General features: G+C 39.6%; 3 protein-coding genes. 1 reads left to right on the forward strand and 2 read right to left on the reverse strand.

Annotated features, from left to right (window positions below; all coding sequences use genetic code 11):
• Positions 1 to 104: 104 nt before the first annotated feature.
• The gene (locus QUB26_RS31305; RefSeq protein ID WP_333321189.1) at positions 105 to 1,283 is read left to right on the forward strand and encodes a DNA cytosine methyltransferase; all 1,179 of its coding nucleotides are present in this window, start codon (positions 105 to 107) and stop codon (positions 1,281 to 1,283) included.
• Positions 1,284 to 1,307: 24 nt separating this feature from the next.
• On the opposite strand, the gene QUB26_RS31310 is transcribed toward QUB26_RS31305, so the two are convergent.
• Positions 1,308 to 3,728, reverse strand: coding sequence for a dynamin family protein (locus QUB26_RS31310; RefSeq protein WP_333321191.1), 2,421 nt, complete (start codon positions 3,726 to 3,728; stop codon positions 1,308 to 1,310).
• A 53-nt stretch (positions 3,729 to 3,781) separates the two neighbouring features.
• Positions 3,782 to 4,012: a type II toxin-antitoxin system HicB family antitoxin gene (locus tag QUB26_RS31315; protein WP_333321193.1), complete on the reverse strand. Its 231-nt coding sequence runs from the start codon at positions 4,010 to 4,012 to the stop codon at positions 3,782 to 3,784.
• Between the last annotated feature and the right edge of the window lie 87 nt (positions 4,013 to 4,099).

Below are 4,099 nucleotides of genomic sequence, written 5' to 3' on the forward strand. Positions count from 1 at the left end.
GAGTTTCGGTTAAAATTCCAGGGATTTTTTGTCTCTGTTCGGGGAGCGTCCCTGTTCCAAAACTGTCCGAAGTATTGAGATAGAACGCAGTAAAAAAATATAAAATGGAAGCAATACAACTGTCTTTATTCTCAAATGAGTCAGAACCAATTCCTGTCAAAAAGCAGAAGAAAGCAAAATTAGGGCGTTACGAACGCATCCAACGCGAACTAGAAGCAAATGACTGCGACCCCTACAAGATATTCATTGATATTGAATCTCAGTCACTACCAAAATCCGATTATACATTTGTCGATCTTTTTTGCGGTGCGGGCGGCATGACCCAAGGTTTATTGCAAGCAGGTTTTCGACCAGTAGCAAGTGTTGAAATTAATGCGATCGCCTCGGCAACTCATACAAAAAACTTTCCCGATTGCCATCACTTGTGCGACGATATAAAAAACTTAAATCCCCAAAAGTTGCTCGCTGAAATTGGTTCGCCAGAAGTTCATGTGGTTGTAGGCGGGCCGCCGTGTCAAGGCTTCTCAGTTGCAGGAAAACGCGACCCCAACGACCCTCGAAATCGCTTATTTAGAGAGTTTGTGCGCGTTGTCTCTGAAATACGTCCTTGGTATGTTGTCATGGAAAACGTACCCGGAATATTGACTATACAAAAAGGAGCTGTTAAGCAAGCCATTTGCGAGGCTTTTGAGGAAATTGGCTATCCCCACGTTTCCGTTGCTATTCTGGAATCCGCAACCTATGGAGTCCCGCAAATCCGCCCGCGAGCCATTTTTATTGCCAATAGATTTGGGATGCAAAATCCCTATCCGAAGCCGCAATTGTTGCCCGAACAATATAAAGCGATTGAGTCAGCAATTGATGATTTACCAGAGTATACTCCCATACCAGAAATTAACCACGAATGGACTCGTCATTCTGTTGAGTACATGGAAAGAGTTGCTAAAGTTCCACCAGGTGGTTCTTTGTATGAAAGCTACGCCGATGCTTTCAAGCGACAGTATCCGGGAAAACCGAGTATGACTGTTAAAGAAAATCACGGCGGCACTCATATTCATCCTTATCTCAATCGCGTTATTTCTGCTCGCGAAATGGCTAGATTGCAAACTTTCCCCGATTCATTTATTTTTGAAGGTTCAATGAAAAAGGCAATGTGGCAAATTGGAAATGCCGTGCCACCCCGCTTGGCAGAGTGTATTGGCTTGGCGCTTATTCCATATTTGACTGATATTGCTTTGAACAAAGCTAGTTTAGTGAATAAGTTCCTGTTCCCGAAATCTTAAATTAGTAAAAAACGTAAGCGCATCTCAGCTTGCTATTAATGATTTTGTCTGACTCAGAAGTTCATTAGCCTGATCTTTCAACTTATCCACCTGTAATTTATCATTACCTACTGAAAATGATTCAAGCGCTTGCTTTAATTCTTTCAGTGTTTCTAAAGGTAAGGCTTGAGCTTTTAGTGATTGCTCCAAATCCTTCCTATAATCACCTAGAAGAGAGTCTAGATCCTCAAAGTACCTTTTAATTTGTTGATCCAATGATTGCTCAATCAATCGGTTAGATTGTTCTTGAATTTCTTCGACTTTATTCTCAAAGAATTTAACTATTTCACCCTTGAAAAGGATTATGTTAACTGTATATCTTTCTTTATATACAAGTTTGTCTAAGTTCACACCTAACCAACCAAAAACGGTGCTAACTGCACCATAAATTGCGCTCAGTATTGGATTGTTAGCTACCATTGCCACTAAACGAGCAGCAAACTGCACTAACAAATTACCAAATGCTTCTTCTAACAATGCTGCGAGTAAATCAGATAACCCATATCCTCTGAATTCAAGCTCAGGGGTATTCACTTCTATGTAAATATCAACTAGCTTGAGTATATCTGGCTTAAAAATAACATCAAAATCTCTTTTTAACCGATCTTGAGCGCGTTCAATAATAGGCTTAGTTTCATTATCTAGTAACTCGGATAATTTTTGAATCCTGCCTTCAGTCTGTGTATCTGTCTGTTTACAAGCGACATCCAATTGACGTTCAATAATTTGCTTCGCCGAAGCTGCTATTTGCTCAGCGAATAGCTTGGCATCTTGCTTACTATCAAATTCAAATTCATCCTTATCTCTATTAAAGATGTTGAATATGTCGTCGCGCAAATTGGAAAATACTTTTATAGCAGAATCTAAAACATAATTTTTCAATAGTGTGTCAAGTTCGTTTTTTACGTCTTTTTTGAGGTTTTCTAAATTTTGGTTTACGGTTTTCTTTATTTGCTTTTTTGTTTGGGCAACCTCTTTATCTAGGTTCTGACGGCAAGCAGCTAGACTAGAAAGCTCTTTGTTAAGATCCTTAATTGCTTGCTGAAGCTTTTCAGCATTACTGTTAATGTAAGTCAGGTCATTTTTTGCATTATTACATAAATCATTTAGATGAGTAAGACAACGATTCAATGCAAACTCCATGCAGCGGGGGGCAACTTGTAGCAAAATTACATTAATTGCTTCTTCCAGAAAAGATGCAAACTTTGATGCTTTCCAAAGTTTTACCGCTTTCTTTTGTAATTCCTCTACAGTTGCATCCTTCAGTTCATCCTCCCAATCAACAGGCCAGACTTCTCTAGCTAATGCTTCGGCAGCTTCAGGATCTTTAATATCTTGACTACTGAGAGATGATTGACGGAGAAAATCCTTAGCGCAGAATGCTTGCCTAGCAGAAACTTCAAATACGCGGTCTGTGTTGGCCAGTTCGAGGTTATTAGCAACAAATTGTTTTACCATTTCGGTATCTATGTCACCTCGACGACGCTCATCAATTTTATTAACTAAAACATATAAATTTTCTTGACTGCTTGTTCTAATAACTTTGTGAACTTCTGCTTTAATTTTTTCGGCTGCTTCAGCCCTCAATTCAGTGAAATTAAGGACAAGTAGCACAAGTTGGCTACGCTTAAGTTGCTTGGAAACTACAATTTCTAGTTTTTCGCTGACTCCGGCTTCACTTGGCCCAGGCGTATCAACGATTACAAGATTACCTAGCTTCTCTAGTTGTTGATTTTGCTCTGTTCTGAAAAAAGGAGTTTCGATAGATGGAATGTCATTGTCATTGAGCAACTGGAGAGGATCTTGATCTTGGGATACGGCCAAAATGTTGCAAAGACGGATAATATGATTCAACTCTGTCAGGATCTTGTTGATATTCTTACTGCCAGAGATTTCTTCGGAAATCCCAAAATCTGTATCACTGTGGATTTCTTGGAGTAAACTTGCTAAATGCGGATATTCACCAGTATGCTTAAGAACTTCTTCCATCCCTTGCTGCTCAATTTCCTGCCTGATAGCATCCAATGCTTTCTTAAATGCTTCACAAATTCTAGGACTCAATTTTAGAATCGGCTCTGCTGCATTTTCTTTCAATACAATCTCTGTTGGCAGTGTTGTCATCGCTGTAGCAGAACTTGGCAGGAGTTCTTGACCAATAATGGCATTAATAATTTTGGATTTGCCAGCATTCATAGGTGCGGCAATGGCCATTCTGAGTTTTAGGTCTGTGACTGTACCAATCTCCTTTGCAATTTCCTGTTGATATATCTGGTACTTGTTTTCTGAGCTATCCTCAGACTTAAGTTCTTTGCTAGCGCGACCCATCAGAGTGCTAACTTCTTGTAACAGGGCAATCACCTGTCTTTGCAGGTCTTGAACATTTGGGTTGGAGGCTTGAGAAGTCATAGGGTTTTTAGTTGGTGTTTATGGTGAATGGGAGCGGATATTGTACAATAACTTTACGCTATCTGTAATCGTTTCCCCAATGTCTGAGGTTCTGGTAGAGGTTTGCCATCTTCTTGATAAAGTTCAATCAATATTTCTAACAATTCTTGTCCGTGTTTGGCCGCTTCCTCGTAAGTGTGTCCGTGAGTGCAAGGCTGCATGACATCGGTAAATTCAGGCAAGGTGACAACAAAAAGTTGATCTTCTTCTGACCACTGGATGATGAGACTGTAATGGCTATTCATTGGGAACCCTTTATAAGTAGGTCGGCGAAAAAAAACAAAACTATGTTAAGATACATAAAGAAAGGTAGAAATTTAGTGAGGTAATTA

Origin of the sequence: Microcoleus sp. B4-C1, assembly GCF_036705285.1 — a bacterium.
Classification (GTDB): domain Bacteria; phylum Cyanobacteriota; class Cyanobacteriia; order Cyanobacteriales; family Microcoleaceae; genus Microcoleus.